The 26,456-nt window shown below is 56.4% G+C and carries 24 protein-coding genes; 12 read left to right on the forward strand and 12 right to left on the reverse strand.

Going from position 1 to position 26,456, the window contains the following annotated elements:
• Nucleotides 1-16: 16 nt before the first annotated feature.
• The 8 genes from hemP (at nucleotide 17) to mgtE (ending at nucleotide 8,115) form a co-directional block, all read left to right on the forward strand.
• Nucleotides 17-184: a hemin uptake protein HemP gene (hemP, locus tag J4377_RS16310; protein WP_009722942.1), complete on the forward strand. Its 168-nt coding sequence runs from the start codon at nucleotides 17-19 to the stop codon at nucleotides 182-184.
• 111 nt (nucleotides 185-295) lie between these two features.
• Nucleotides 296-2,269: a TonB-dependent receptor domain-containing protein gene (locus tag J4377_RS16315; RefSeq protein ID WP_253486174.1), complete on the forward strand. Its 1,974-nt coding sequence runs from the start codon at nucleotides 296-298 to the stop codon at nucleotides 2,267-2,269.
• Nucleotides 2,270-2,300: 31 nt separating this feature from the next.
• Entirely contained in the window at nucleotides 2,301-3,389 is a 1,089-nt protein-coding gene (locus tag J4377_RS16320) for a ChuX/HutX family heme-like substrate-binding protein (protein ID WP_253486175.1), read from the forward strand.
• A complete protein-coding gene (locus J4377_RS16325) occupies nucleotides 3,386-4,255 on the forward strand; it encodes a hemin ABC transporter substrate-binding protein (protein WP_253486176.1) in 870 nt (289 codons plus the stop codon). The genes J4377_RS16320 and J4377_RS16325 overlap by 4 nt, the downstream gene beginning before the upstream one ends.
• Nucleotides 4,252-5,292 carry an iron ABC transporter permease gene (locus J4377_RS16330; RefSeq protein WP_253486177.1) on the forward strand — a complete coding sequence of 347 codons (1,041 nt, stop codon included), beginning with the start codon at nucleotides 4,252-4,254 and terminating at the stop codon, nucleotides 5,290-5,292. The genes J4377_RS16325 and J4377_RS16330 overlap by 4 nt, the downstream gene beginning before the upstream one ends.
• Nucleotides 5,286-6,047 (forward strand): ATP-binding cassette domain-containing protein, encoded by a 762-nt coding sequence (locus J4377_RS16335; RefSeq protein ID WP_253486178.1) that lies wholly within the window; start codon nucleotides 5,286-5,288, stop codon nucleotides 6,045-6,047. Before J4377_RS16330 ends, J4377_RS16335 begins: the two co-directional genes overlap by 7 nt.
• 121 nt (nucleotides 6,048-6,168) lie before the next feature.
• Complete coding sequence (locus J4377_RS16340) at nucleotides 6,169-6,543, forward strand: YbaN family protein (RefSeq protein WP_232471422.1); 375 nt, start codon at nucleotides 6,169-6,171, stop codon at nucleotides 6,541-6,543.
• A 216-nt stretch (nucleotides 6,544-6,759) separates the two neighbouring features.
• Nucleotides 6,760-8,115, forward strand: a complete 1,356-nt coding sequence (gene mgtE / locus J4377_RS16345; protein WP_120386241.1) for a magnesium transporter — start codon at nucleotides 6,760-6,762, stop codon at nucleotides 8,113-8,115.
• Between the two features lie 102 nt (nucleotides 8,116-8,217).
• Here mgtE and J4377_RS16350 read toward each other — a convergent pair whose 3' ends face one another.
• The 9 genes from J4377_RS16350 to J4377_RS16390 all read right to left on the reverse strand — a co-directional run bounded on the left by J4377_RS16350 (nucleotide 8,218) and on the right by J4377_RS16390 (nucleotide 19,672).
• Nucleotides 8,218-9,339: a Gfo/Idh/MocA family protein gene (locus J4377_RS16350; protein ID WP_038478774.1), complete on the reverse strand. Its 1,122-nt coding sequence runs from the start codon at nucleotides 9,337-9,339 to the stop codon at nucleotides 8,218-8,220.
• A gap of 75 nt (nucleotides 9,340-9,414) precedes the next feature.
• Nucleotides 9,415-10,917, reverse strand: a complete 1,503-nt coding sequence (locus tag J4377_RS16355) for a CoA-acylating methylmalonate-semialdehyde dehydrogenase (protein WP_038478777.1) — start codon at nucleotides 10,915-10,917, stop codon at nucleotides 9,415-9,417.
• 36 nt (nucleotides 10,918-10,953) lie between these two features.
• Nucleotides 10,954-11,856, reverse strand: coding sequence for a myo-inosose-2 dehydratase (gene iolE / locus J4377_RS16360; RefSeq protein WP_120386240.1), 903 nt, complete (start codon nucleotides 11,854-11,856; stop codon nucleotides 10,954-10,956).
• Nucleotides 11,857-11,942: 86 nt separating this feature from the next.
• Nucleotides 11,943-13,790: a 3D-(3,5/4)-trihydroxycyclohexane-1,2-dione acylhydrolase (decyclizing) gene (iolD, locus tag J4377_RS16365; RefSeq protein ID WP_120386239.1), complete on the reverse strand. Its 1,848-nt coding sequence runs from the start codon at nucleotides 13,788-13,790 to the stop codon at nucleotides 11,943-11,945.
• 1 nt (nucleotide 13,791) lies between these two features.
• A complete protein-coding gene (gene iolC, locus J4377_RS16370) occupies nucleotides 13,792-15,750 on the reverse strand; it encodes a 5-dehydro-2-deoxygluconokinase (RefSeq protein WP_038478787.1) in 1,959 nt (652 codons plus the stop codon).
• Between the two features lie 90 nt (nucleotides 15,751-15,840).
• Nucleotides 15,841-16,638 (reverse strand): TIM barrel protein, encoded by a 798-nt coding sequence (locus tag J4377_RS16375; RefSeq protein ID WP_120386238.1) that lies wholly within the window; start codon nucleotides 16,636-16,638, stop codon nucleotides 15,841-15,843.
• Between the two features lie 9 nt (nucleotides 16,639-16,647).
• Entirely contained in the window at nucleotides 16,648-17,535 is an 888-nt protein-coding gene (locus tag J4377_RS16380; RefSeq protein ID WP_038478793.1) for an ATP-binding cassette domain-containing protein, read from the reverse strand.
• Between the two features lies 1 nt (nucleotide 17,536).
• A complete protein-coding gene (locus J4377_RS16385) occupies nucleotides 17,537-18,667 on the reverse strand; it encodes an ABC transporter permease (protein ID WP_038478796.1) in 1,131 nt (376 codons plus the stop codon).
• Between the two features lie 54 nt (nucleotides 18,668-18,721).
• Nucleotides 18,722-19,672: a sugar ABC transporter substrate-binding protein gene (locus J4377_RS16390; RefSeq protein WP_253486179.1), complete on the reverse strand. Its 951-nt coding sequence runs from the start codon at nucleotides 19,670-19,672 to the stop codon at nucleotides 18,722-18,724.
• A gap of 239 nt (nucleotides 19,673-19,911) precedes the next feature.
• On the opposite strand from J4377_RS16390, the gene J4377_RS16395 reads away from it, so the two are divergent.
• From J4377_RS16395 to J4377_RS16410, 4 genes are all read left to right on the forward strand, one after another.
• Entirely contained in the window at nucleotides 19,912-20,781 is an 870-nt protein-coding gene (locus J4377_RS16395) for a MurR/RpiR family transcriptional regulator (protein WP_038478801.1), read from the forward strand.
• A gap of 37 nt (nucleotides 20,782-20,818) precedes the next feature.
• Nucleotides 20,819-21,814: an inositol 2-dehydrogenase gene (iolG, locus tag J4377_RS16400; protein WP_038478804.1), complete on the forward strand. Its 996-nt coding sequence runs from the start codon at nucleotides 20,819-20,821 to the stop codon at nucleotides 21,812-21,814.
• An 86-nt stretch (nucleotides 21,815-21,900) separates the two neighbouring features.
• Nucleotides 21,901-22,704 carry a 5-deoxy-glucuronate isomerase gene (gene iolB, locus J4377_RS16405; protein WP_253486180.1) on the forward strand — a complete coding sequence of 268 codons (804 nt, stop codon included), beginning with the start codon at nucleotides 21,901-21,903 and terminating at the stop codon, nucleotides 22,702-22,704.
• 111 nt (nucleotides 22,705-22,815) lie between these two features.
• Nucleotides 22,816-23,559 carry a sulfite exporter TauE/SafE family protein gene (locus J4377_RS16410; protein WP_120386236.1) on the forward strand — a complete coding sequence of 248 codons (744 nt, stop codon included), beginning with the start codon at nucleotides 22,816-22,818 and terminating at the stop codon, nucleotides 23,557-23,559.
• 7 nt (nucleotides 23,560-23,566) lie between these two features.
• Here the strand turns inward: J4377_RS16410 and J4377_RS16415 are convergent, their stop codons facing one another.
• From J4377_RS16415 to J4377_RS16425, 3 genes are read right to left on the reverse strand one after another with little or no spacing between them, the layout of a single operon-like run.
• Entirely contained in the window at nucleotides 23,567-24,460 is an 894-nt protein-coding gene (locus J4377_RS16415; RefSeq protein ID WP_038478813.1) for an EamA family transporter, read from the reverse strand.
• Nucleotides 24,457-25,275: a phosphonoacetaldehyde hydrolase gene (gene phnX / locus J4377_RS16420; protein ID WP_038478816.1), complete on the reverse strand. Its 819-nt coding sequence runs from the start codon at nucleotides 25,273-25,275 to the stop codon at nucleotides 24,457-24,459. Before phnX ends, J4377_RS16415 begins: the two co-directional genes overlap by 4 nt.
• Entirely contained in the window at nucleotides 25,275-26,411 is a 1,137-nt protein-coding gene (locus tag J4377_RS16425; protein ID WP_038478820.1) for a 2-aminoethylphosphonate--pyruvate transaminase, read from the reverse strand. Before J4377_RS16425 ends, phnX begins: the two co-directional genes overlap by 1 nt.
• Nucleotides 26,412-26,456 lie beyond the last annotated feature (45 nt).

The raw sequence follows: 26,456 nt of genomic DNA on the forward strand, positions 1-26,456 counted from the left end.
CAGGACATAACCTCTCATGCAGCCTAGGAAAAAAGATGTTTCGCCAGAAGGCTCACCTAGCGCATCTCGCGAGGTGACAAGTCAGGCGCTGCTTGATCAAGACGGTCAGTTGGTTATTCACCATGAACAGCGACGCTATGTGCTGCGACGCACGAAAAGCGGCAAGCTGATCCTAACAGCATAAACCTTTTAAAAATAACCACTTACCCACTACCACCCCTTTTAGCCAGCCAGGTAGCCCATCGCACCCAGCCAGCAACATTATCCATCACTTTCTGTTGGAACTGTCTGGCCCATGAAACCAACTCACACGTTAGGCTTTTGCCTTACCTTACTCCCTCTTCTACCTGCCCACGCCAATGAGTCGGACTTAGACCCCGTCACGGTCACAGGTACCCGAGCACCGACGGACCTGTCCCGCGCACCACTCATTATCGACATCATCGACCGCCAAGATGCAACGCTTGCCACCGCAAGCCGCGTTGAAGACGTGCTGAGTCGCCAGCCTGGCCTCCATGTGGCTGGCCAAGGACGCCGTAACGGCCAAACGCTGAGTATGCGTGGCTTCGGGAGAAATGGTGTACTGGTGCGTCTGGATGGCGTTCGCCAAGATATTTCTACCGGCCATGTGGGCAACTTTTTTCTAGACCCAGCGCTGATTCAAGAAGTGCAGATTGCCCGTGGCTCGCTTTCCAGTCTGTACGGTAGCAACGCCATGGGCGGCGTTGTTAGTTTTACCAGTGTAGAGGCCAGCGACTTATTAGCCCCAGGTGAAGATAGCGGTGCACGTCTTTCCCTAGGTGGGGCGACGGCTAACAACGAGCTACGCGGCAGCCTGACCGCGTTTGGCCGCCGCGACACAACTAATGGGCAAGTGGATGGGCTATTTTCTGTGGGCCGTAGCGAGTCAGGCGATATTCGTCGCGCGGGCGGTGATGAAGCAGTAGAAGATGCCAGCCTCAATAGCCTGCTTTTGAAAGGCGGCTGGAAACCAAGCGACGACCAACGGGTGTTTATTAGCTGGCAGCACTATGATGAGCGCGCCACCCAACCCGCTAATCCGCAGCAGCTATCAACCAGCGCTAGCAACCCATTACGCGACCGTGATGTTGAGAGCAATAACGTACAACTTGGCCACCGCTGGCAACCGAGTGGTGCCACTGAAATCACCTCGCAGCTTACCTTTAGCCAACAGGATATCGACGAGCCACAGGCTAGCCGCACCCTTGAGCGGGTCGGCCTGCAGAGCGATGGCTATCACAGCATCGACCATGGCTGGCTTTCACAAACGCTGGTGTTTGGCGCAGAGCTGGAGCAGGCTCGCCAACGGCCTGACGGTGAAGCGAATGGTTTCCCCCACGCTGATATCGATACCCAGTCGGCCTATCTTGACACCACGCTTACTGCGGGCCGCTATTTAGCAGAGGGCGGCGCGGGGCAGTTTGACGTCGGCATTGGCGCGCGCTATGACCGCTATGACGCCAGCGGTCAAAACGATGCCGACAGCGTGCACGACCAAGTGTCGCCGCGCTTCCGTCTTGCCTGGCGACCCGACGGCTCCTTGATGCTTTTCTCAGGCTACGCCGAAGCCTTCCGCGCGCCCAGCCTTTCCGAGCTTTACGCTAACGAGCGCCACTTTGCCGGGTTCTGCGCAGGACCATTTTTCTGTACGCCCGACAACTACTGGATTCCTAACCCTAACCTGTCGCCTGAAACCAGCCGCACCTGGGAAAGCGGTGTGGTATGGCACCAAGGCGACTGGCAGGCGCGCGCCAGCTACTTCGACACCCGTGCAGACGACTTCATCGACACTCAGGTCGATATCATGGCGGGCACGACTCAGGCCGTAAACGTGCAGCGTGCTCAGCTATGGGGCTATGACGCCCGACTTACTTGGCAACCTAGCGCATTCCCACTGCTAACCAGCTTTGTAGGTCTTTCAGAGGTATCCGGCAAAGATCGCGACAGCGGTGAGGCCCTGGGTAGCCAAACACCCCTGGAAATGACGCTGGGCAGTGACGTTGCACTTTATAACGGCGCTGTACGGGTCGGCTGGCAAAGTCGCTTTGCTCAGGCGTTCGACAAACAGGGCGACGATGAACGCCTGCCAGGCTATGGGCTGCACGATATCCACCTTGCTTGGCAAATCACCCCCGCTATTGATACCGCGCTGCGCCTCGCCAACCTCGGCGACAAAGTGTGGTATCGGCCCGATGGCAGTCTGGGCGACGGACGTAGCCTGTTCGCCACCCTCAACTGGCAGTGGTAACTCCTTGCAATGTTAAGCCTAGAGGTGACGTATGATTGAGTCCCAGCAGATCGCAATTCTTGAAGCCTTTGAAGCAGCACGAGCAGCACAGCCTCGCCTGCCAGCGATTGATATTGCCGAGCGCTTATCAATCAGTGAAGGCGAACTTCAGGCCGCGCGCTTAGGCCGTGACGTATGGACGCTGCCCCTCGCACCGAAAGACCTTGCGGCTCGCCTTCCCCAATTAGGCAGAGTCAAAGCGCTCACCCGCTCTCGTTTAGCCGTGCTCGAGCAAACCGGTGATTACCCTGACCTGGACGGCGGGCCGCAAACCGGCTTGCTGCTTGACCCAGGTGGCTTAGATTTACGGTTGCTGTATTCCCACTGGCACTGGGCCTGCCTAATCCGCGACCCTATTCATGCTCCTATCCATGGCTCTAACCGCGCCCCCCTGCCAACGGAGAATGAACAAGGCCAGTGGCGCTGGAGCCTGCAAATTTTCAATCAGCATGGCTGCGCCATTCACAAAAGCTTTGCGCTGGAAGATCCGCTGCCCCGCCCATGGGGCGCATTAGCTGCCCTAGGCACCATAGATACCCCCGCGTTTACCCAAAGCGCGCCCCGCTTAAAGCGTGCGCTTCCTGAAGCGCCGACACTCGCCAGCGAGTGGGCGGCGATGCGTGATGTGCACCAATTCTTCGCCCTGCTTCAGCGCCACCATCTAGAGCGTCTGGAAGCCAACCAGCTAATGGAAGGCCGTTATACTCGCGCGCTGCCCGTCGATGCCCTAGAAAATCTGTTAACCAAAGCAAGTCAGCGCGCACTGCCACTGATGCTGTTCGTGGCCAGTCCTGGCTGCGTGCAAATTCGCACGGGCACACTACCTAAACCTCAGCGCGCCCGCGGCTGGCTGAACCTGTTTGGCGAGCAGTTCACGCTGCACCTTAATGACACCGCCATTGAGCAAGTGTGGCAGGTTAGCAAGCCTAACCGCGACGGTGGCGTCACCAGTGTAGAAGCCTTTGATGCAGAGGGGTCTTTGGTGCTGCAAATTTACGCTGAGCGCCAGGAAGGTCGCTTGGAGCGTCCCGAGTGGCGGCAGTTGCTGAATGAACTCGGCAGCCAAGAGGCTGTGGCATGAACGTCACACGCTTCGCATGCCAGTCGTTTGCCGCGCTACTGATTGGCTGGTTAACCACTGGCGGGGCGCTAGCCAATGAACGCTGGGTCATTCTGGGCGGCGATATCGCTGAAACCATCGCCGCGCTTGACGCGGATATCGAGGTCGTTGCCCGCGATGATACGGTGCTCCACCCGCCCGAAATGGCCGCACTGCCCTCGGTAGGCTACCTGCGCCAGCTGTCGGCAGAAAGCGTACTCTCAGTGGCGCCGGATCATGTGTTAGCAGCGGGACATTCCGGCCCGAAAGAAGTGTTGGAACAGCTAGAGGCCGTGGGTGTAACGGTTGATGTGATTGATGCCCCAGCTGACCTTTCCTCGATTGCCGAGAAAGTCCGCACAGTGGCTCAGCACACGCAACGCCAACAAAGGGGTGACGAGTTAGCAACCTCACTCACCGCGACGCTTGAGCGCTTGGCGGCTCTTCCCCCGCTGCCTGATACGCGTGCAATGTTTATTCTTCACCATAGTGGCCTAACACCGCGGGTTGCCGGCAGCGACACCGCCGCCCATATAGCCTTGGATGCCGTTGGCCTCGACAATGCCTTTGGCGATATGGCGGGCTATCAAAGCGTTGCGGCAGAGGCGCTGGCAAAAGAAGCACCTGCGCTGGTGATTATGTCCCAACGGGGGTTAGACGCTCTGGGCGGTGAAAATGCACTATGGAAGTTACCGGGGATGCGCTTAACGCCCGCAGGACGCGAACAGCGGCTTATTGTGATTGATGATCAAGCACTGCTCGGTTTTGGCCCTCGCACGCCTGAGCAGCTATTTACCTTGCGTCAGGACATTGAGGCGCTGCTTGGCACAGAGCAGGTCAGCCGATGATCACCAGCGCTTCCCATGATCGTTATCGCCCCTTGTTACCGCTTAGTCGAACAGCACGAGTGTTAAGTGGTCTTACCCTGGCGTTATTGATCGCCCTTGGCTGGGGTGCTGCTTCAGGCGCGTTAGGTGTGTCGCCCTGGGCGCTCATTAATGGCAGCGCAGATGAGCTCAGTGTCCAAGTATGGTGGCAGCTACGCCTACCGCGCCTACTTCTGGGGGTTGCCGTGGGGGCGATGCTGGCGGGCAGTGGTGCCGCCATGCAGGGGCTATTTAGAAACCCATTGGCCGACCCAACGCTATTAGGCCTTGCCAGTGGCGCAGGGCTATTTGTAGCACTTTGGATTGTGCTATTTCAGGGCAGCGCTGCCGGTAGCCTTTACGGCCAGTTTGCAGCGGGCTTTCTCGGTGCGCTTAGTGTTTGCTTAGTGGTGTTTGGCATTGCCAAGCGCCAAGGGGGTGGCAGTGCCGCCGTCATGTCACTGCTACTAGCAGGCTTAGCAATCAACACGTTAGCAGGCGCTGGAGGCGGCGTACTGGCGTTTATTGCCAGCGACGATCAACTTCGTCAGCTCAGCTTATGGGGAATGGGCACGCTTACCAACGCTCTGTGGCGCACCACCGCCGTAGCCCTTGCCCTGATTGCTTTTGCCCTATGGCTGTTAATACGCAGCGCTCGTGAGCTTGACCTACTTCAGCTAGGCGAATCTACCGCCCATGCGGCAGGCCTGGATGCAACGTGCTTAAAACGCCGCGTGGTCGTTGCTACCTCGCTGGGTGTAGGGCTGTGCGTCGCGCTTACTGGCGTGATTGGCTTTCTTGGTTTACTCGTCCCCCACTGCCTGCGACTTTGGCTCGGGCCTGGCCATCGCCTGCTGCTACCCGCCTCTATGTTAGGCGGTGCACTACTGCTAGTGGTGGCCGACACCCTGGCGCGCACCCTCGGTGCCCCCGCCGAAATCCCCGTCGGGCTGTTAACCAGCCTACTGGGCGGCCCCTATTTTCTTTACCTACTAATGCGTCGGAACCGGGCATGCTAACCCTACATAAGGCGGGTTTTACCACCACGCCCTCAATCGCGCCTCTGGACGGCACCCTTCGCCCTGGTGAGCTACTCGCCATTGTTGGCCCCAACGGCGCGGGCAAAAGCACACTACTCAGCATGCTGTCGGGGTTTCGCCCCTGTGAACAGGGCGAGCTACATCTGGACGGCAAACGCCTGAGTGAGTGGCCAATCAACGAGCTTGCCAATCGCCGGGCGCTGGTCGCCCAGCAAGAATTGCCCGGCTTTGATTGGCAAACCTTTGAGCTAGTGAGCTTAGGCAGCAACCCCAGCAATGCACTGATTGCGGAACTGCTGCATGACCTAGATCTGACGCATTTAGCTAAACGCAGCGTACTTTCACTCTCTGGCGGCGAACGCCAACGGGTAATGATTGCACGAGGTGCCTGTCAGCTACTCTCACGGCACTCACCTACCGCCAAAGATGGCGGCCTTTTACTGCTGGATGAACCCACTAGCGCACTCGATATCGGCCAGCAGCAGCGCTTAATGCGTCAACTACGCGCCTGGGCAGAACGGCACTACATGGCGATTGTCTGCGTGCTGCACGACCTCAATCTCGCCAGCACCTACGCCGACCGGGTATGGCTGTTACATCAAGGTCAGCGTATTGCTCACGGCTCGCCCGCCCTAGTGCTTGACCCCGCCACCATCGCGGAGGTTTATGACGTAGAGCTGCTGCCTATCAATAGCCGTAACGCTGCAGCCCCTCTTCTCGCCCTAACGCCTTAAGATAACGGTCAGCAGCCAACGAGCTCTATCCCGCAGAGTGGCAAAGCCTTCATATAAGTCCATACTTATCCGTACGTAACGGGCAATATATGCATTACCGTGTGCCAATTGGGGAGCAAGAATGAGACTGATCAGCCTCATGTGGGTAATGCTGGCAGGGATGAGTTTTAGCATCGGCGTATTAGGCATTTTTCTGCCCTTATTGCCGACCACCGTGTTTATGCTAATAGCTATTTACTGTGCCTCAAGGGGGTCTCCACGTTTTGAAGCCTGGATTCGCTCCCGCCACTATGTCGGGCCACTGCTGGTTACCTGGGAACAAGAGCGCGCCATACCCAAGCGCGCTAAGATTTTTGCCGTTTGCACGATAGCGTTGAGTGCAATAATCACCGTTTGGTCACTCGGGCCTGGCTGGTTAAGCGGGGCAGTGGTGGCTCTCCTAATGCTGATTGCACTTTGGCTGGCTACCCGGCCAGAGCCTTCTTCTCATAGTTAAATGTGACTGGATAGTTCATCGTTTAGTGAGGTGATGTCATCAACGCCTCGCCACTTCCAGCTGTAGGGCTGCTTGGGCACGATATGGGCTGGTATATCGTGCGCTTGCATCACAATACCGCCATGGCTTTCAACCCTACCTGTCTATAACATTCATAAAGCGAGCCGCCAGGAGTTTGCACTTCTTTAACACTAGCTTCCAATAAGGACGGACTCTATGCGCGATGAGGAAAAATACACAAATTCAGAGGAGCAACTGCTCTATCTTCAAAAACGGTTAGATGAGGAAGATACCGCCGCCCTAAGCGAGCTGTTTACTGAACTCGATATCTTATCGATTGCGCGCACGCTTGAGTCTTTCCCAACCAAAACTCGCGACCGATTGTGGGAGCACATTCCGGAAGCACTGCTCGGTGAAGTGCTCGCCGAAGTCGATGAAGATATTCGTGCCGACTATATTGAAGACCTTTCTGCCAGCGATGTAGAACAAATCGTTAAAGGCCTAGATGCTCAGGAAGTGGCTGAAGTTCTCGACGTCGCCGACGAAGAGATCAAAACGACTGTCTATGCCAGCTTAGATCAAGAGATCCGCGCCCAAGTTGAGAACCTTCATTCTTATGAAGATGACGTGGTCGGTCGTTACATGGACCCAGAGACGGTCAATGTAAAACAGGGCGTATCGCTGGAAGCCGTACAGCGCTATATCCGCATTCATCACCTGCTCGACGATGAGTCACAACAGATTATGATTACCGACAAGGATAAGCGCCTGTTAGGCACGCTGACGCTCATTGATCTAGTCAAACAACCACAGGAGAGCGTCGTTGATGAGTATATGGTTGCCCCCTTCACACTTAATGATCAGATGAAGGTAAGCGAGGCTGCCGCACTGCTCCGCTCTAAAGAGCTGCCTTTTGTCCCTGTTTGCGATAGCGACGGGTTGTTAGTAGGCCAGTTGAACGCTGCTGATGTATTAGAAATCACCCAAGATGATGCAGACATGACGTTAAAGCACATGTCGGGCGTCAGCGACGAAGAAGAAGTCTTCACCCCGATACTCCGCAGCGCAAAGAGCCGCGGCATTTGGTTGGGTATTAACCTGCTCACGGCCTTTTTAGCGGCCTTCGTAATTGGGCAGTTTGAAGAGGTACTGGACCAAATTGTAGCGCTAGCCATCCTGATGCCGGTGGTCGCGAGTATGGGCGGGATTGCGGGCAGCCAAACCCTCACGGTGGTGATACGCGGTTTAGCGCTCGGTCAGCTCGCCGGTAATAACAAACAGTGGCTCTATAACAAAGAGATGTGGGTGGGGATGAGTAACGGCCTGGTGTGGGCACTCGTCGTTGGTGGTATTTCCTATCTGTGGTTCGGCGATCCGCTGATTACGCTGGTGATTACGTTGGCCATCTTTGTGAATATGAGCCTTGCTAATTTATCAGGCGTGCTGATTCCCTTAGTGCTGAAAAGATTGCAAATAGATCCCGCATTATCAGGTGCCGTCATTTTAACCACCGTTACTGATGTGGTCGGCTTTATGACGTTCCTGGGGCTAGCCACGCTGATTATTTTGTGATCAGAAGGCACCCACTGACGCTGAACCTGCCGTTTCAGTGCCAGTGGGCCTGCTTTAATAGCTAATCACGTGAAAATAGCTCAATGATTTAGCTGTGTAACTTTATACAGCTACCCACATACCTTGTTTATCTGAGGACTCAATCGCATCTATCAAACGATTCACCCGCGCGGCTTCGCGGAAGTCAGGATAGAGGGGGCGGTGGTTGATGATGCCCTCCACTAGGTCGCGCACCTCGATAATTTTCTGATCGTTATAGCCCAGACCGTGCCCTGGTGCGGGGCTGAACGCGGCATAGTCGGGATGTTCCGGGCCTGCTAACAGCGTAGTGAACCCACGCCTGCCGTGGGCATCGCCGTGGCGATACAGCTGCAGCTCGCTCATGCGCTCTTGATCAAACACAATGGCACCTTTGGTGCCCGTTAGCGTGTAGGCCAAGCCCATTTTGCGACCAGCCGCCACCCGAGACGTTTCGATATTGCCGATTAACCCTTTATCAAACCGCAGCATGGCCTGGGCCTGATCGTCGTTTTCCACCGCAGCCATAGCACTCCCGTCGGCATTGGGCCGAGAGGGGATGACAGTCTGTAGCTGGCCGCAAACCTCGCTAATCCGCTGCCCGGTTAAAAATTCGGCCATATTGAGGATATGCGACCCCACATCACCTAACGCACCGGCCCCAGCGGTCGCCCGCTTGGTATGCCAGTCATGGGGCTTGTGCGGGTCGAGCAGGTAATCCTCATTGTGCCGCCCACGAAAGTGAATCAGCTCACCAATTTCACCGCTGGCAACAATCTGACGAGCCAACTGGGTGGCAGAATTGCGAATGTAGTTAAAGCCTACCAGGGTTTTGACGCCCGCCTTTTCAGCCGCGGCGACCATCTCGTCGGCGTCTGCCGTACTCAGCGCCAGCGGCTTTTCAGCGTAAACATGCTTGCCAGCGGCGATAGCGGCCAGCGCCATTTCTTTATGCAGGAAGTTAGGCGCGCAGATATCCACCACGTCCACGTCACTATCTTCTACCAAGGCGCGCCAGTCATCGGTGGCACGGGCAAATCCCCAAGCACTTGCTCGGATCTCCGCAGTGGCGAGGTCGACATCCGCCAGCAGTTCGCAAACGGGCTTAGCGGGCAGCTCAAAAACGCTGGATGCTGCATTAAAGGCAATGGCGTGGGCTTTGCCCATAAAACCGGTGCCGATTAGACCAATCTTGAGGGTTTTCATTGTGGTTATCCCTGTTCTAAAACAATAACGCCGGGCTGGGCCCGGCGTTGAATGATGTCGTGCCCCATAGACTGCTTACATGGTCGGCATGGTGAAGTGGTTGGTCTCTTCACGAATGCCGCTGGGCCAGCGCTGTGTGATGGTTTTCATGCGAGTGTAGAAACGCACGCCGTCGGGGCCGTGCATATGCAGCGGGCCAAACAGTGAACGTTTCCAACCGCCAAAGCTGTGGAACGCCATGGGTACCGGAATCGGTACGTTAACCCCCACCATACCGACCTGGATCTGCTCGCAGTATTGGCGCGCGGCATCGCCATCGCGGGTAAAGATTGCCGTGCCGTTGCCGTATTCATGAGCGTTGATCATGCTGACCGCTTCGTCGAAGCTGGCCACGCGAGCAATCGCCAGCACCGGGCCAAAGATCTCCTCGGAGTGAATACGCATTTTTGGCGTCACATGATCGAACAGAGTGCCGCCAATAAAGTAGCCATCGCCTGCGATATCAACCGTTGTCTGGCGACCGTCGACCACGAGCTCTGCGCCTTCATCCACACCAACCTGAATATAGCCCGCCACCTTGTCGCGATGCTCGCGGGTGATCAGCGGCCCCATATCGTTATCAGGGCCATCAACCAAGCCAGGCCCGACCGTCAATTTATCCAGTTCAGCCACCAGCTTTTCACGCAGGCGGTTAGCGGTTTCTTCGCCCACAGGCACGGCCACCGAAATCGCCATACAGCGCTCGCCTGCTGAGCCATAGGCCGCGCCCATCAGGGCACCCACGGCTTGATCGAGATCCGCATCGGGCATAATCACCATATGGTTTTTAGCCCCGCCCAGCGCCTGAACACGCTTGCCATGTGCTGATGCCGTGGCGTAGATGTACTCGGCGATGGGTGTGGAACCCACAAAACTTACCGCCTGAACACGCTCATCGGTGAGCAGCACATCTACCGCTTCTTTATCACCATTGATGACGTTAAAGACACCATCCGGCAGGCCCGCCTCTTTAAGTAGCTCAGCTAAGCGCAGCGGCGTAGAGGGATCTTTTTCCGAAGGTTTCATGACAAAGGTGTTGCCGCAGGCCAAGGCAATGGGGAACATCCACATGGGCACCATGGCGGGGAAGTTGAACGGCGAGATACCGGCGCACACGCCCAGCGGCTGCATCATCGAATAGCTATCAACGCCGGTGCCGACGTTCATAGAGTGCTCGCCTTTCTGCAGGTGGGGAATGCCGCAGGCAAACTCGACTACTTCCAGGCCGCGAGTCACTTCGCCTTTGGCGTCTGAAAACACCTTGCCGTGTTCGCTGGAGATGAGCCGCGCCAGCTCATCGGTGTGCTCTTCGACTAGCGCCTTGAATTTAAACAAGATGCGCGAGCGCTTTAGCGGCGAGACTTTTGACCAAACGGCAAAGGCTTCGTCGGCGATGCGCACTGCTTCACGAGTTTCATCGGCGGTGGCTAGCGCTACCAGGGCGCTTTGTTCGCCGGTGGCCGGATTATAAACCGGCGCAGTGCGCTGGCTCTGACCGGTGGAGAACTCACCATTAAGATAATGGGATAACGTCTTCATACAAGCTCCTGATTAAAAGGCGGCGACTGGCACTGTTTAGCTGGCAATGTCGAAACCTGCCTGCTCGGCAAGTTGGCGCAAGTTGCGATACCCCAGGCGAGCATAGGTCAACGGATGGGCGACTTCAGGGTCTTGCTCGGCTTCAACCACTAACCAACCCTGGTAGCCCTGTTCGCACAGGTGGGTTAAGGCGGGCAGAAAATCTACATTGCCATCCCCCGGCACCGTAAACAGGCCGTCTAACACACCGTTTAAAAAGCTTTTATCGCGGTTGCGCACTGCGTCCAGCACAGGGAAGCGCAGGTCTTTGCAGTGCACATGGTGAATGCGCTGGCTGTAGCGTTTGGCGATGGCGAGCGGATCGCCGCCTGCACCGCGCAGATGACCGAAATCAAGCAGTAGACCCACACCTTCGCCAGTGTTGTCCATTAAGCGCTCAACGTCGGCCTGGCTTTCGATTACTGTGCCCAGGTGGTGGTGATACACCAGTTGAATGCCCTGGGATTTCAGGTAGTCACCCACCACCTCAAGGCCATGCAGCAGGCGCTGCCACTCTTGCTCGGAAAGGTGCGGACGCTGGGAGAGCGGACGCTCCTGATCGCCGTGTACACAGTGGGTAACTTCACATAGCACCATCACCTTAGCGCCGCACTGCTTGAGCAGGTTCATGTGATCCTGAATAGCGTCAATCTCTTCTTCAGGCGTGCGTTCCAACAGCTGCGCGGAGTACCAGCCCGACACAAGCGCCAAGTCGTGGGCGCTAAGCACCTGATTCAAGGCGTCGGGCGTGCGGGGAAACTTGTTACCTAATTCAAAACCACTAAAGCCTGCCTCGCGCCCCTCTTTCAAACAGGTTTCCAGCGGTGTTGCGCCACCCAGGCTGGGCAAATCATCATTAGTCCAGGTGAGCGGATTGATGCCTAAAGTAACCGTCGGCATAGCGTATTCCTTATCATTTTTGTCTGAGTATTTTTGGCGTTAGGGCGCTTTACCCTATCGCCGACTCTCTGATGTTCTGTATTTGATTAGCGGGCCTGGCGCTGCTTGGCTTCGCGGTAACCTTGATAGGCTTTATTGACGGCTTCACGCTCGGAAACCTCGGGCACGGCCACTTCCCACCAGGCACCGCCTTCTTGGGTGCTGGGCAGTGGGTCAGTATCCAGGGCAATCACATAGGTCGAGTTGGCGCTGCGAGCGCGCACCAACGCCTGCTCCAGCTCCGCAATGCCGCTCACTGACTCAGACTCACAGCCCAACGCTTTAGCGTGGGCGGCAAAATCGGTTTTCGGTGCACCAGCCTCAACAGTGCGGCAATCTTGCAGCAGGTTGTTGAACCCCGCGCCGCCAGTGGCGTGCTGCAAGCGGTTGATACAGCCATAACCGCGGTTATCCAACACCACCACAGTCAGCTTGTGGCCCAGCATCACCGAGGTCGCCAGCTCCGAGTTGTGCATCAGGTAGCTGCCATCACCGACCAGCACCACTACCTCGTTGTCAGGTTTAGCCATCTTGACGCCCAGCCCGCCGGCAATTTCATAGCCCATGCAGGAGAAACCGTACTCAACGTGGTAGCTGCCAGGGCCCGAACATTGCCAGAGTTTGTGCAGCTCGCCGGGCAAACCACCGGCAGCGCAGACCACGGTAGTATCGCTGCCAGCTTGGCGATTAACTGCACCGATCACCTGAGCATCGGTGGGCAGCGCTAGCCCTTGATCTGCGGTTACACGGCGCACTATTTCGGCCCATTCGCGTTTGCGAGTGCCGGTTTGTTCGCGCCATTCATCGCTACCGCGCCACTCGCCCAGCGCTGCGTCGAGTTGCCCCAGCCCGATCAAAGCATCGCAGCTAAGCGGTAACGCTTGATGCTTCAAGCTATCGAAACGGCCAACGTTAAGGGCGATAAGTGTTTTATCGCTGCTTTCAAACAGCGCCCGAGAGCCAGTGGTAAAGTCCTGCAAACGCGTGCCCACCGCCAGAATGACATCCGCCTGCTCCGCCAATTGGTTAGCAGCTGCACTACCGGTCACCCCAATGGCACCTACGGCACAGGGGTGGCTATCGGCCAGTGCGCCTTTTCCGGCCTGAGTTTCAGCCACCGGAATACCGCGTGTTTTGGCAAACTCGGCCAGGGCATCGCAGGCAGCGGCGTAATGCACGCCGCCACCGGCAATGATCAGCGGGCGTTTAGCCTGCTGCAACGCGGTAATGGCTTGGCTTAGCTGGTATGCATCCGGTGGCGAGCGACGAATGCGATGCACGTTGGGGGCAAAAAAAGCCTCTGGGTAGTCATAGGCAAAGGTCTGTACATCCTGAGGCAGCGCCAGGGTTACAGGGCCGCAGTGTTCAGGATCCAGAAGCGTAGCCATCGCTTGTGGCAAGCTGGTCAGCAGTTGCTCTGGGCGATTAATCCGGTCGAAGTAGCGCGACACCGGGCGGAAACAGTCGTTGACGCTAATCGTAGGGTCACCGAAATGCTCCACTTGTTGGAGCACCGGATCCGGTTCGCGGGTGGCAAAGGTGTCCCCCGGCAGCAGCAGGATCGGCAAACGGTTGGCATGAGCGAGCGCCGCGGCGGTCACCATATTGGTCGCCCCCGGGCCGATGGAGCTGGTCGCCGCCATTAGGCGCTGGCGGCCATTGGCCTTGGCAAAGGCGATCGCCGCGTGGGCCATGGACTGTTCGTTATGGGCACGAAAGGTCGGCAATTCGTCTTGCACGTGGTAAAGCGCTTCGCCTAACCCCGCCACGTTGCCATGACCAAAAATCGCAAACACGCCTTCAAACAGAGCCACTTCTTGGCCATTTATCTCAATACGCTGAGCGGAGAGATACTTGACCAGCGCCTGGGCCATGGTGAGTCGAATGGTGCTCATCTTACGCCTCCTCCGTGTGGGCCAGCGTTTGCGGCTGCGCCTGCCTTAGTTGCCGCCACGCCTTTATCAGCTCGGCATAGTTTTGGGCGACTCGCGCTACCAAGCTAGCGTCGTCGATACGCCCGGCCAGCCAATCACGACTCGCACTAGCAAATAGCGTGCGGCCAACGGTGAAACCCTTACAGCAGGCATGATTGGCTGCTGCTTCAAAGCCGCGTTTCATGTCGTCCATAGGGGCGTCGAGCCCGAGCAGTACAACCCCGCGGCAGTATGCATCCTCGCGCTCAATCGTCTCGCCCACCGCCTGCCAGGCAACATCCGTCATTGAGGGTAGCTTCCACCAGTCTGGGCGAATGCCTAGGTTGTAGAGTCGCTGAAGGCTGCGCGGTAGCGTCGTGTTATCGCTTTGCATATCAGCGGGAGGGATTATCTCAATCAGCAACTCCAGCCCATAAGTACAGGCCGCCTGATAGAGCTGACGCAGACGCTCCTCCTGCTCTAGGCGCAGTGAGAGTTCATCGTCAGGATGGTAGAACACCAAGCATTTAATGATCTGCTCTCTAGGCCAGTTTCGTAGGCAGGCACCTAAATCATCGCCATGCTGGAAACGCAGCGGGCGTGAGCCTGGCAGCTCTACCGGTCGACCAATCCACCAGCCTTTTCCACTGGCATGATTGAGTGCGTCCTGACCCAGCACGTCATCAACCAGGATAGCGGGAGTGGAGATGCCGCCCAGCTTGGCGCCCTCTTCAGCGGCGGTGACCAAGAGTTTTTTGAGTGCTGGCAACCGCACGCTGTCGGCATGCTCTTCGCGGGCCATATCGGTGAGCTGGCGACGGTGGTCAAATGCCAACCCCAACACTTCGGGCCACTGACTAGGCACCCGGGTAGTGACGCGGTGCAGATGATTAAGGCGTTGATCAATATCCGGACGGGGTACCTCACCCCGGCGCGCCAAGTAATCAAATAACTCGTCTTCGGTGGGCATGGCGGGGGCACAGCCGTGGCGGGAGACCACCAACGCGCCACAGGCATTGGCGTAACCGGCGCTGGTTTGCCAGGGTTCATTGCGCAGCCAGCCGCGTAGCAAGCCACTCATAAAGGCATCGCCAGCGCCCAGTACATTGAGCACCTCGACCTGAACGCCCTTGACCAGAATGCCGTCTTCAATGCGGTCAGGAATAGCGCCTTCAAACACGACACAGCCCATGGGCCCCAGCTTGCATACCAGAGTGGCTTCGCTAACCTCACGTACCGCGCGCAAAGCGGCTAAGGTGTCCGTGCTGCCACCGGCAATATGAAACTCCTCTTCGGTGCCCACAATCAGGTCAAAATCCGCCAGCCAGCGCTGCAGATCGGTGGTCACGGTTGCATCCGAAATAAAGCGGGTTTCACCATCACCAGGGTTAGTCAGCCCCCACAGCACTGGGCGGTAGTCGATATCCAGCACCCGCTTCACGCCATGATGGGCGGCGGCGTCCAGCGCTTTGCGGCACGCCCGGCGAGTGGTATCGGTAGAAAGATGGGTGCCGGTAATCGCCAGCGCCTTGGCCCGGGCGATAAATTCAGGGTCGATGGCGTCGGCGTCGATGGCCATATCGGCACAGTCGCGGCGGTAAAATAGCAGCGGGAAGCTTTCGCGATCTTTTAACGCCAGCAGTACCAAGCCGGTGTGGCGCTCGGGGTCGGTTTGTAGCGCGGAGGTATCCACCCCCACTCGTGCTAATTCCTCGCGAACAAAATTGCCCATTTGTTCATCGCCGACCCGCGAGAGCATGGCAGACTTCAATCCTAAACGAGCGGTGCCGTAAGCCATATTGCCCGAGCTGCCACCTAGGTACTTGGCAAAGCTCGCCACGTCTTCTAAACGGCTGCCAATCTGCTCGGCGTACAGGTCGACCGCCACACGTCCCAGGCAAATCAGGTCAAGCGGCCGGTGTTGACTATTGTTATTCAGCATAAATGTCTCCCCACGTCACAAATTCGTGGTATCGGGCAAAAGAGGGCACTGGGCATAAAAGCGTCTTGGGTGGCTATCGATGAGGCTTACCTAAAATGAGAAGGCGTCCCGAAACCGCTTGAGTGCTAGTTCGTCGTCGCCAGAGGCCCAACCTTCTAACCCCACCGTGCCGCGATAGCCTATGTCGTTCAGCGCTTGAGCAATGGCCGGGTAGTTAATCTCGCCAGTCCCCGGTTCGCAGCGCCCAGGCACATCGGCTACCTGCACTTCACCAATGTACGGCCCGCAGCGGCGAATCAATTCAATCAGATTACCTTCGCCAATTTGAGCGTGATAAACGTCCAACATAATGCGCAAGTTGGGCCGATCAACACTCTCCACCAGCGCTAGAACATCTTCCAAGCGAGCAAACGGTACGCCGGGGTGATCAACGTCGGTATTGAGGTTTTCAAGCACGAAGGTGACGTCACTCTTCTCGCCAAGATCTGCAAGCCGATTGAGCGTGTCGCGGGCTTTGAGCCACATAGCGCCCGTCATCTGCTGGCAAGGCTGAACGGGCAACCCATTACTATCTAGCCCGGTGCCATGCAGGTTAAGGCGCGGAATGCCAAGGCGCTTTGCTACCTCAACCGACTCAGCGGCGGTGCGTAGCAGTTCATCTGCCCCGGTGGCATCTGCCAGGGTGCCGGTGACATAGCCGGTCATGGATGAAAACGTCGCCCCGCTATTGGCCAGTGCGTCAATGTCGTGCTTCGTCCAGTCCCAGATTTCGACTTGAAAATCCAGTTCAGAAATACGTTTAACACGCTCCAACACGGGCAAGTGGCGGAACACCATTTCAGCGCAGACGGCCAGCGTGAACGGCGATGATGGAGTAGGTTTATTCATCATGGCTCCCTAATAGCCGTTCGCCGTTCGCGGTGAAGAGAGTTCAGTGCTGCTTGCATCGGCAGGTTGAGTGTCTTGGTCGGCTAAGCTGGCCTTCTTGGCTTTATCTTCCCGCTGGAATTCCGCAAGCTCTGCATCCAGGCTTTCAAGCTCAGCGCCACCCGCCATCATGTTGAGCACTTCTTCGCGACTGACTTCTTCTTTGCGGAAGGAGCCCAAACTACCGCCGCGTGATAATAGGGTGAATGCATCCGCCACTGGGTAAGCATGGTGGACATTGTGGGTAATAAAGATAACCGCAAGGCCATCGGCGCGGGCTTTAGCGATGTAGCGCAGTACAACAGACGCCTGCTTGACCCCAAGCGCGGACGTGGGCTCATCCAGAATCAGCACTTTGGCACCAAAGTAGACGGCACGAGCAATCGCCACACACTGGCGCTCCCCACCGGAAAGCGTACCCACCGGCTGACTTGGATCGCGTACATCAATACCGATTTTGGACATTTCCTCTTTGGCAACCCGGTCGGCATATTTCCAATCAATTCGCTTTAAAGGCCCCCAGCCCACCGTCGGTTCGCGCCCCATAAAAAAGTTACGGGTAATCGACATCAACGGCACCATCGCCAGATCCTGGAAAACGGTCGCGATACCAGCGTCTAATGCATAAGCTGGGGACTTGAAACGAGCAGGTTTGCCATCCAAAAGCATTTCGCCGTGGGTGGGCTGGTGAACACCAGAAAGGGTTTTAATCAACGTTGACTTGCCAGCACCGTTATCCCCTAGCAGGCACATAACCTCACCGGAGTAGACCTGCATTGAGATATCACTTAAGGCGATAACGCTGCCGAAGTGTTTGCTGACACTGCGCATTTCAATCATTGGCGTACGTGTGGTCATGTTATTTGGCCTCCATCGCCTTTTTGCGCATGTAATTGTTGAATAGCACCGCCACCAGCAACATCACGCCGAGGAAAACCTGGAACCAGTCGGTGTTAACGCCGGTATAGAAGATGCCCATTTGCACCATGCCAAAGATCAGTGCACCCAGCGCTGCACCAATGGCAGACCCATAGCCACCGGTCAGCAAAGCACCGCCAATGACAACGGCAATGATGGCTTCCAGCTCTTTTAGTAGGCCGCGAATGGTGTCCGCCGAGCCGGTATCCATCACCTGTATGCAGGCAAAGATGGTGGCGGAGAAAGCCGTGAACATGAACAGTGAAATCTTAACGCGATGGACGGGAACGCCTGAGTTGCGCGCCGCATTGGCATCGCCACCGCTAGCGAAGATCCAGTTGCCGTAAGGCGTGCACAGCAGCACCCAAGTCGCTACAGCGGTTAAGCCCAGCCACCAGACAATCGAGACGGGAATACCGGTAACCGTGGGGTTGCCCGCAAAGTTGGTCGCCATCCAGCCATTTGCTGCCATCCAGCTAAATAGGCCCGTAGCGACTTCTCCAGAGAAAAGCGCCGCAAACCAATCTCCGGGGATATGATCCTGCACTCCTCCCACCTGAGTACGTCCCGTCAACAACCGACTGGTTCCGATAGCCAGGCCACGCAGAATGAACAGGAAGCCCAGGGTAACGATAAATGACGGCAAGCCTGTTTTATTGACCAGATTACCGTTAATCCAGCCCACCAGACCCGCACAGGCGAACGCCAATAAAATTGCGGCCCATAGCGGCCAGCCATACTCCACCGCAGGGATAGCAATCAGAATGCCGGCCAAGCCAATCATCGAGCCAATCGAAAGATCAAACTCTCCGCCGATCATCAGCAACGCAGCCGCCGTGGCGATAATGCCGAGCTGAGCGGCGACTTCAAGAAAATTAATAATACCCGCTGGGGTAAACATCCCGGTGCCGCTGGAAGCAGCGATAAAGAAGGCAAGCACCAACACGGCACCGGCCAACGCCCCCAACTCTGGGCGATTAAGCGCTTTCTTCCAGAAAGAGACTCTCTGGATACGTTCGTCTTGATCAGCCGCTGCTGGCGCAACCGATGGTTTCGTTTCAGTGGAATTCATAGCGATCGACTCCCAGGGCTCGACACCGCCGAGCCTTTTCCGATTAGGTAGTTATCAGCGGATGCCCTGACTACTCAGCTCAATGACCTGAGCCGCGTTTTCTTGAGTAACAAATCCAGGGCCGGTGGCAATATCCCCTGCGGGCAGCAGACCATTTTTGACGAACTGATCTAGGAACATGACAGGTAAGTAGCCCTGCATGTACTGCTGTTGGTCGATCGCGAAGTCCAGCTCACCCGCATCCAAGGCTTCCAAAATGCCGGGTGAAAGATCAAAAGTACCGAGGGTGAACATATCGGTTGCCCCCTGCTCACGCATGGCCCGAATCATCGGGTCAGCGGCCAATGCACCCAAGGTCAGCACACCACGCACATCACTGTTCTCGTTAAGGTAAGCGACAATGGCATTGCGAATATTGGTGGGGTCGTAAGTGGTCGCTAGCTGCTCAGCATTGCCATCGAAGCCATCGACAAAACCATCACAGCGCTGGTCAAGTCCTTGGTTGCCTTGTTCATGGTTAACGCAGACGCCTTTCTCGACGCCCATTTCCTGCATGCGCTCAGCAGCCTGCTTACCTGCCTCATACTCACTTTGCCCAATGTGCAGCCGGGCACCATAATCCCTTGCCACGTCACCACCGGAGTTAATGGTGATGACGGGTATGCCGTTATCGACAGCATTTTGGACAGCGCCACCCAGGGCATTTTCGTCGGTAAAAGAGAGGATTAAACCATCCGGACCAGATGCCACTGCTGCTTCTACAAGTTGCTGCATCTTGGCCATATCAAAGGTGGAGGGCGCGCGATACTCCAAGCTAGCCCCGACGGTTTCAGCAGCGGCTTCTGCGCCGTTTTTCACTACCGACCAGAAAGGGTCAGAGGGAACGCCATGGGTCACCATGACGAAACGGCTCTCTTCTTGTTCCGGTTCCTGTGCTTGGGCGACACCTGCAATTAATGCAGTGGTGGCGGCAGAGGCTAGAAGCCATTGAGATAGACGTGCCATAAACAATTCCTCATAACGTTATCGTTGTTGGTAGGGAAGTGGCATTAAATGCCTTGGCGTTATGAAATATAGATTCCAAACATCAGTTATTGCAAATTATTTATTCTATACTTTGGTATAAATGGAATATTTATTCCAATCAACTAGACTGCATAACAACGAGTCACTTTGCTCAGTACTGCATATCCACTAGTACATAAGCAAAAGGGTGCTAGATGGGCCAACGCGAAGGAATTTGTATGCCACAACCACCACAGAGCTATCGTGAGCTGGAAACGCTGATCACCGCCGAGTACGCCACACTGAGCAAACGCTTACAGCAAACCGCGCGCTTTATGCTTGATCACCCTCAGGAAGTTGCTTTAGCGACCGTGGCCAAAATTGCCGAACAGGCGGATGTCACGCCATCCACCTTAATTCGCTTGGCCAATAGCTTGGGCTTTAAGGGCTTTTCCGAAATGCAGCAGCTGTTTCGCAGCCGTCTGGTCGATGAGTTGCCTAACTACACCGAACGAATTCGTGCGGTACGCAGCGCCACCGGAGAAACACCCGATAGCACCCAACTATTATGGGAGTTCGCTGACGCCAACCGCGCCGTGCTTGAGCAGCTACCCAGCCGTATTGATCCAGAGAGCCTAGAGAAGGCGCTGGATATTTTTGAAAAGGCCCAGGCGATTCATGTGATGGGCGCACGGCGCAGCTTCATGGTCGCCAGCTACATGACCTATGCCCTGGCGCATGTGGATAAACCTGCGTTGCTGGTCAGTGGTTTGGGGGGGATGTACGGCGAGCAACTGCGCGCGATGAGCCAACACGACGCCCTACTGACCATCAGCTTCTCCCCCTATGCCGAAGAGAGCCAAAAAGCCTGCGAAGACGCCCATCAGCGCGGTCTACCCATTGTGGTGATTACCGATTCAAGCCTTAGCCCACTGGCGCGTTTCGCGGATGTTGCCTTCGTGGTTAACGAAGCAGAAGTAAAAAGCTTTCGCGGCTTGACTGCATCGCTCTGCTTAACCCAAGCCTTGGCAATTGCCCTGGGCGTGCGACAAGACAAATCCCGGGACAAAGCCCTGGAAAAAGCCTCAACTAAAAAACGTAAGACATAAACACCAAGCCAACAGCAACAACAAAATAGGAGTGCTTATGAAACTCGCGCTTATCGGCGCTGGACGCATCGGCAAGGTGCATGCCCAGGCCATTTATTCACACCCAAACGTTACGCTGGTTGCCGTGGCTGATTTTCATCAGCCTGCCGCAGAAGCCCTGGCCGAGCAGTACGCTAGCCGAGCGGCCTCTGTGGATGAAATCTTCGCAGATGATGAAATTGATGCCGTACTGATCGCCTCAAGCACGCCTACTCATGCGGAGTATCTGGAGCGTGCCGCCCGTGCAGGCAAGGCGGTTCTGTGCGAAAAACCTATCGCCCTGGATTTAGCGCGCACGCGCGATGCTCTGCAAGTACTCAGCGAACACCCAGTGACCTGCGCATTAGGCTTTAACCGCCGCCACGACCCACAGTTTGCTGCATTGAAAAAAGCAATTACCGAAGGGCGTATTGGCGCACTTGAAACGCTGACGATTATTAGCCGCGACCCCTCTCCCCCGCCTGCCGAGTATGTGGCTGAGTCCGGCGGTCTGTTCCGCGACATGATGATTCATGATCTTGATATGGCTCGCTGGTTGCTTGATGAGCCTATTGAAAGTGTCTTTGCCGTCGGTAGTAGCATCATTGACCCAGCGATTGGTGAGGCAGGTGATGTGGATACCGCCATGGTCACCCTTACGACCGCCAGTGGAAAGCTGTGCCAAATCAGCAACTCACGGCGCGCCTGCTACGGCTACGATCAGCGTATCGAAGCCTTTGGCAGCCAAGGCATGCTGCAGGCCCAGAACGAGAGCGACACCCGACTGCGTTTTACGGGTGAAGCCGGCCAAGTGGAAGACAAACCCAAGTGGTTCTTCCTGGAGCGCTACGCCCAAGCCTACCAACTTGAAATTGGCGACTTTGTTGCCGCCTGGCAAGAGAAGCGTGCGCCACTCGCCGGTGCCCAAGATGGCCTAGAGGCGTTGCGCTTAGCCGATGCAGCGGAGCTTTCATTGCGTGAAGGTCGCAAAATCCTGCTCGACGCCTCGGTCTAAACAGACGCAGACGGGTCTGTGTAGACCTTTCATATCGACAACGGCTAGCTGCCAACCGAGCAGCTAGCCATCAGAAGGAGCGATATATGGCTTCACTACTGGTACGCCCCACCGCCCCAGATGCCCAAGGCACCGTGATTGACGTTACCCCTGAATCGGCTGGCTGGACGCACGTTGGCTTTCGGGTGCATAAACTCGCCAAGGGCCAGCGCCTGGAGGCCAGCAGCGATGACCAGGAAGTCTGCCTGGTGCTGCTCACCGGGCGGGCCACAGTGACCTGCGGCGAGCACCGCTTTGAAGACATCGGCAAGCGCATGGATATCTTTGAGCAGATCCCTCCCTACGCGGTTTATCTGCCTGACCATGTTAGCTACGCGGTGGAAGCGACCACGGACTTAGAGCTTGCGGTGTGCGCTGCCCCTGGGCATGGCAATCACGCCCCAAGACTGATTGCTCCCGACAACATCAAGCAAAGCACCCGTGGCCAGGGCACTAATACCCGCCATGTTCACGATATTCTACCGGAGACCGAGCCCGCCGATAGCCTACTGGTGGTTGAAGTATTCACACCCGCGGGTAACTGGTCGAGCTACCCGCCACATAAACACGATGTGGATAACTTACCCCACGAATCATACCTGGAAGAGACCTACTACCACCGCATTAATCCTGAACAAGGGTTCGCCTTTCAGCGCGTTTACACCGATGACCTCAGCCTTGACGAAACCATGGCGGTAGAGAACGGTTGCTGCGTGTTGGTACCCAAGGGCTACCATCCTGTGGGCGCTTCCCATGGCTACTCGCTCTACTATTTAAATGTCATGGCGGGGCCCAAGCGGGCGTGGAAATTTCACAACGACCCCGACCATGAGTGGTTAATGAAAGCCTAACGGGCGGCACAATTTGCCTGCTAACATTTATCCAATGCTATGCTGTATAGCCCCGCTAATGCGGGGCTTTTCGCGTTAGGCTTTTCAACGACTGGTTGCCAAGGACTTGCCATGCTTCCCGATTACTCCACCATCGCTTGGGTGTTGATTGTATTTTCTGTTTACCTGACTGGCGTTTCAAAAGGTGGTTTCGCGGGCGGTTTCGGCACGCTCTCGGTGCCACTCATGGCACTGGCGATTAGCCCTACCCAAGCAGCAGGCTTGTTACTACCCCTCTTGCTAGTCATGGATGTATTTGCGCTAAAAGCATGGTGGGGCAAGCAGGCAAACGCCGAGGTATGGCGGTTTTTGCCGGGGTTAGTCATTGGCGTGGTAGTTGGCACACTGCTGTTTGGAAGTTTAAGTGATGAAGGCGTGCGATTGGTGCTGGGCGTAATCTCCGTTGTGTTTGCGGTGTATATGTTGCTGAAGCCTGTCGCGAAGAAGCCGATTTCCACCCGCTGGGCGCTGCCTGCCGCCAGCGTTTGTGGGTTTACCAGCTTTATTGCCCATGCAGGCGCACCGCCGCTGAACATTTATTTGATGCCACGCAAACTCTCTAAAGAGACCTTTATAGCCACCTGCACGGTCATTTATGCGGTGGTGAATGTCATCAAGCTCGGCCCGTATATGTGGCTTGGCGAAGTCAACGTAACAAGCGCCTGGGCGTCGCTACTGTTGGTGCCGGTAGCCTGGATCGGCGTGCGCAACGGGCTGTGGCTGCAAAGCCGCGTCAACGAAGCGCTATTTTACCGTCTAGTGATCCTGGCCATGTTTTTGGTGGGAATCAACCTAGTCTGGCAAGCGGTCGGCTAGCGCGTGCTTAAAGTGCCACCAGCAGAAGCCCACTCAACATGATCAATGTACCAGCGGCTTTTGCCATCGATGCAGGCTCTTTTAGCCACAGCACGCCCATTAATACCCCCACCGGAATGGAGAGCTGGCGCAGCGCCACGACGTAACTCACTTCGTCGGTTAGTGCCAGGGCCATGAGTACCAGGCCATAAGTGCAGGTCATCATCAGCCCTGTGACGACCAGCATCACTAGCCCTTGCTGGCGGATGGCAGGCAACCGGCGACGCTCTGCGGGTAGCAGCATCAGCAGCGGAATCGCCCAGGTTAAGGTCATCACTGCTTGTAACACCATAAACACCGCGCCGGCGGTTAAACTGCTATGGCCTGCTAGCTGCATCAACGCCAGTGCCTGCTTATCTATCAGCGAATAGCCCACCGTGCCTGCGGCTGCCAACAGTGCAAACCCCATGGCTGGTGTTAAGTAGGTAGATAGTCTGCGCGCCTCTGGATGGCTTAGCGGCAGGCAGAGCGCCCCCGCCACCACCAAGGCCATGCCAATGCCATCCGCCACATCCAACGTGCGGTTGCCAAGCAGCGCAATGGATACGAGAGGCACAAGCACCACCGGCAGCGCCCGAGCGATAGGATAAAGAACGCTAACTTCCCCACGCGCATAAGCCCAGGCTAAGCCACCCATATAGAGCATTTGGCACAGCCCTGAAAGCGCCAGCCATCCCCAAAATGCGTTGGGTAGCGCCGCCAACGATGGCCCAAGCCACACTAGCGGCAGCAACAATGCACCGCCTGCCCCGTAAGCCAAGGCAAAAAAAGCCAGCGATGGTGCATTGCGCTTACCCAACACGTTCCACCCAGCATGCATACACACCGAAAACAGCACTAACGCCAGTGCGGCTGGACTCAAGGCCGCTCTCCTCGCTGTAATCGGGCATTAATGGCATCTACAACGCTTGGCAGCTCGGCGATAGTGGCAATGCTGTAGTGCGGTTTTGATGGAGCAAATTGAGCGGCCACGCGCTCATGGGCTGCACGGCGTTCGCTATCGCTTAGCGCTTGATACTGGCCATAACTCAGCCCCAAGGCGTTGCCTGAACAAGTGAGTGCGACCGTCCACATTCCTGCATGGCGCCCTTCAAGGATGCCGGGGGCGGTATCGTCCACCTTGATACAGGCAGCAACATCACTGATGCCTAACGCAATGACATTGGCCAGCGCCTGGGCGGGGTGTGGGCGACCGTTGGGCACCTCATCGGTGGCCACCACATGATCCACCTTCAGGCCATTATCGGCGGCTAGCGCCACCACCTTTTCCATCACCACGGCCGGATAGCCAGAGCACGAACCTATTTTCAGCCCCTGCCCTCGCAACCAAGTTAGCGTATCAAGCGCCCCAGGAATCACCGCCGAGTGATCGGCAATTTTGGCGATCTGCAGCGGCATAAAGCGTTCATAAAGCGCCGTCACATCGGTATCAGTCGGCAGGTGGCCGACTGCCTGGAGAAAGCGCTCGGCTATCTCAGGCTGATTGCACAGCGTGTGGATATGATCCCATTTGCCCATGCCCATCGGGCCGCGTGCTTCTTCTAGGCTGATCGCCACACCCAGTTCGGCAAAGGCTTCGACAAATATCTGGGTCGGGGCGAAGGAGCCAAAATCGACCAGCGTACCCGCCCAGTCACAAATCACCGCCTGCAGACATTGAGGAGATTGATAGTGCATCAGGCACTCCTTGATTCAGTGAAGAGAGAAACACCCATATTCGTTAGGGCGTCTTGAATAACGCTGAGTAACTGTTCAATCACCGCCGCATCCAATTGGCCAATGCAGCCGATGCGAAAACTTTCGACGTCAGTTAACTTGCCCGGGTAGATCAAAAAGCCACGCGCCTTCAACGCTGCATAGAACGTCTTAAATTCAAACGCAGGGTCGGTAGGGCTCAAAAAAGTGGTGATAATCGGCGATAGCCACTCATCTTCTAAAAGCGTGCTGAAGCCTAACGCTCGCATGCCTTTTACCAGCACATTACGGTTATGGGTATAACGTGTGCAGCGCCCCATCACGCCGCCCTCTTCCCGGTGCTGGGCAAGCGCCGCTTGAAAGGCCACCACCGTATGCGTGGGCGGAGTAAAGCGCCACTGGCCAGTGCGTTCCATGTAATCCCACTGGGCGTGTAAATCCAGACTCAGCGAGTGGGCTCGCCCCTGACCAGCAGCAAGTAGCGTCTGGCGAATGATCACAAAACCAAAGCCCGGCACGCCTTCGATGCACTTATTGGCTGATGAAATCAGCACATCAATAGGCGTTGTTGTCAGACTGATCGGTACGCCTCCAAACGAGCTCATGGCGTCAACGATCAGCGTTTTCCCGTGAGCGCGCACCACCTCAGCGATGGCTTCCAGCGGGTTCAAAATGCCGGAGCTGGTTTCGCAGTGAACTAGAAATACAGCGCTAATGTCAGCATCTTGCTGTAGCAGTGCCGCCACTTCTTCGGGTTGCGGCGGTAGGTAGTCACCTTTGTCCAGCGTCACATAACGGCGGCCCATCATATCGAGCAGTTGAGCAGCCCGCTTGCCGTAAGCGCCGTTCATTAACACCAACACCTTGCCGTTGGGGTCGGTTGCGCAGGCCAGCGCACTTTCAACGGCGAAAGTGCCGCTGCCTTGCATCGGCACACAGGCATAGGCGTCGCTTGTCGCCTCGGCCATGGCAAGCAGTTGCGCACGCACATCGGCAGTCACACGGTTAAAGTCATCATCCCAGGAGCCCCAGTCACGCAACATGGCTGCTTTGGTCGCCTGAGAGGTGGTTAGTGGCCCTGGGGTTAAGAGGTAAGGCGCTTGTGAATGACTCATCATTTTGGTCTATACCAGATTATAAGCACATATTAGCCGCTGGCGTAG

The organism is Halomonas sp. XH26 (assembly GCF_024138895.1).
Lineage (GTDB): Bacteria > Pseudomonadota > Gammaproteobacteria > Pseudomonadales > Halomonadaceae > Vreelandella > Vreelandella alkaliphila.